This window comes from Limnohabitans sp., from assembly GCF_044373035.1.
Classification (GTDB): Bacteria; Pseudomonadota; Gammaproteobacteria; order Burkholderiales; family Burkholderiaceae_C; genus Limnohabitans_A.
Map to the genome: position 1 here is coordinate 1 of NZ_JBILQU010000197.1, position 3,099 is coordinate 3,099.

A 3,099-nucleotide genomic window follows, 5' to 3' on the forward strand; every position below is an offset into this window, starting at 1 on the left:
GACCTTCAGCACAGTGCGGATGACAGGAGAACAGGGGTGCAGCATGCGGCATCAGTCCCGCGTGACGCGCAGCAGCTCTTCGGCGCTGGTGATGCCTGCATCCACCAGGCGCTGGCCATCGTTGCGCATCAGCACCATGCCTTGGGCCAGGGCCGTGGCGCGCAGCTCGGCTTCGGCGGCGCGGTGGTGGATCTGGGCGCGGACCTCGTCGGTGGCCACCAGCAGCTCAAAAATGCCGGTGCGCCCGGCATAGCCGGTTTGGCCGCAGGCCGCGCAACCCGCACCGTGGCAGGCGGTGCAGCGCTTTCGCACCAGGCGCTGGGCCAGCACACCCAAAAGCGATGAGCTGAGCAAAAACGGCTCCACGCCCATGTCGATCAGGCGGTTGACGGCGCTGGCTGCGTCGTTGGTGTGCAGCGTGGCCAGGACCAGGTGGCCGGTGAGCGAGGCCTGGATGGCGATCTGCGCGGTTTCAAAGTCGCGGATCTCGCCAATCATGATCACGTCCGGGTCTTGCCGCAGGATGGCGCGCAGGGCCTTGGCAAAGGTCAGATCGATCTTGGCGTTCACCTGAGTTTGGCCCACCCCCGGCAGTTCGTATTCGATGGGGTCTTCCACCGTCATGATGTTGTGGCGTGTGGCGTCCAGGCGCTGCAGCGCGGCGTACAAACTGGTGGTTTTGCCCGAGCCGGTGGGCCCAGTCACCAGCAAAATGCCATGCGGTTGGCTGATGAGTTGGTCCACCTGTTGCAATACCGTGCCTTGCATGCCCACGGCCTCCAGGGTCAGGCGCGCTTCGCTCTTGTCGAGCAAACGAAGCACGGCGCGTTCGCCATGTGCACTGGGCAGGGTGGAGACTCGCACGTCGACTGCGCGAGCGCCCAAGCGCAGGCTGATGCGGCCGTCTTGCGGGAGTCGTTTTTCTGCGATGTCGAGTTCGGCCATGATTTTCAGGCGCGAAATCAGTGCGGCATGCAGCGCCCGGTTCGGTTGTACAACTTCGCGCAAGGTGCCGTCTATGCGGAAACGCACACTCGAGTGGCGTTCGTAGGGCTCGATGTGGATGTCGCTGGCCCCGTCGCGTGTGGCCTGCGTGAGCAAGGCATTGAGCATGCGGATGATGGGCGCGTCGTCGCTGGCTTCGAGCAGGTCTTCCACGGCGGGCAGGTCTTGCATCATGCGCGAGAGGTCGGCTTCAGATTCGACCTCGTTGACCACGGCAGCGGCGGTGGACGCGCCATGCGCCTGGCCACCCGAATACGCCTCGTGGATGCGTTGGCTCAGCTCGGCGGCCGCCACGATTCGCATCTGAAGGCTGGGACCTGCAAATTTGCGCGCTACCTCGGACAAGGCCGAACGGTCACTGGCGTCACACCAGCTCAGGGTCAGGCGGTCGCCATCCCCCTCCAACAGCAGTTTGCTGGTGCGGGCAAAGGTGTAGGGCAGGGGGTGGTGCATGGCGGGCTCAGGGCTGGCGCGTGAACGTGGATGGCGTCGCTGGCGTCGCGCCAGCGGGGGGGATCGGCGTCACGGTGGGCGACGTGTCCACAGGCGGCATCACGGCCGAGCCCGCCACAGGCAGCGGCCCGGTGGGCAGTGGCTGGAAACCCTGTTGCTGCAAGCGCATTTGCTCGTAGCGGCCCATCGACAGGGCATCGGCCGCTGCGCCATCGCGCACCACCACCGGGCGCAGGAATACCATCAAGTTGGTCTTTTTGCGGCTGCGGGCTTCCGACTTGAACAAATTGCCAAAGAAAGGGAGGTCGCCCAGGCCAGGTACTTTTTCCTGGCTGGTGCTGGTGTCGTCTTGCAGCAAGCCGCCCAGCACCACGATGGAGCCATCTTCCACCAGCACGTTGGTCTCAATGGATCGTTTGTTGGTGATGAGGCCATCTTTGGAGCCAACGGATTTGGCGTCGACGTTGCTGACTTCTTGGTAGACCTGCATCTTGATCGTGCCGTTTTCGCTGATCTGCGGCCTGACGCGCAGTGTCAGGCCGACATCTTTGCGCTCAATCGTGGTGAAGGGGTTGGTCGTGCCCACTGAAGCTCCTGCGAAGGAGCCGGTCACAAAGGGTACGTTTTGGCCAATCACGATCTTGGCTTCTTCGTTGTCCAGCGTGAGCAAGTTGGGCGTGGACAGCACGTTGGCATCGCCGTTTGACTGCAAAAAACGCGCCAAAGCCCCGAGGGCCAAGGCACCGTTGCGTTGTGCGCCAATAGCCACGTTCAAGCCTGTCGATGCCGTGTAATTGCCCGAAGCGGCCCTTGCAGCCAGGGTCAGCAAGTTGGTACCGCCCACTGCAAAATTGGTGCCCAACAATCCCACAAGGCTTCCGTTGGTGCCGGTTCCGCTCATCCACTGCACACCAAACTCGGCGGCCTTGTCGGCGCTGACCTCGGCGATCAGGCTCTCGACAAACACTTGGGCGCGGCGCTGGTCGAGCATGTCGATCACGCTGCGCAACTGGCGGTACTGCGGCTCGGGCGCGGTGATGATGAGCGCGTTGGTGGCCGTATCGGCCTGGATTTGGCCGCCGGTGGACGGCTGGGCCGAGGGGCTGGCGCTGCCCGCCGCCGCACCCGCTGCAGCTGGGTTGGCACCCAGCCCGCTGGTCACCCCACCGCTGCGCGCTTCACCCGCGATGGCAGCGCGCAAGGTGGCGGCCAGTTTGGTGGCATCGGCGTTCTTCAGGTACACCACATGGATGTTGCCGCTGGCCGCGCCCGCGCCGGTGGCGCTGGGCTGGTCGAGTTGGTCGACCAAGCTGCGCACCAGTGCCAGACGCGCCGGGTTGGCGGCTCGCACGATGAGCGAGTTGGTGCGCACCTCGGGGATGACGGTGGTCTTGAACGAGTTGTCCGATTGGCCTTGAGCGGCAGGGGCAGCGGCAGCACCCGATTCGATCAGGCGCTGCACCATGGGGGCCAGGTCGCCCGCGATGGCGTGGCGCAGGCGCAGCACCTCGACGCCTGTGGCGTTGGACACGTCGAGCGCCGCAATGATGCGGCCCAGGCGCTGCAGGTTGTCGCTGTAGTCGGTGATCACCAGCGCGTTGGTGCCGGGGTTGACGTTGATGGTGTTGTTGGGGCTGATCA

Annotated in this window: 2 protein-coding genes; both read right to left on the minus strand. The window is 64.7% G+C overall.

Annotated elements, in window-relative coordinates:
- Window positions 1-51: 51 nt before the first annotated feature.
- Complete coding sequence (locus ACIQ47_RS15780) at window positions 52-1,458, minus strand: GspE/PulE family protein (protein ID WP_396438988.1); 1,407 nt, start codon at window positions 1,456-1,458, stop codon at window positions 52-54.
- A 7-nt stretch (window positions 1,459-1,465) separates the two neighbouring features.
- Window positions 1,466-3,099, minus strand: a 1,634-nt coding sequence (gene gspD, locus ACIQ47_RS15785) for a type II secretion system secretin GspD (protein WP_396438989.1), incomplete at its 5' end; no start/stop codon positions are given.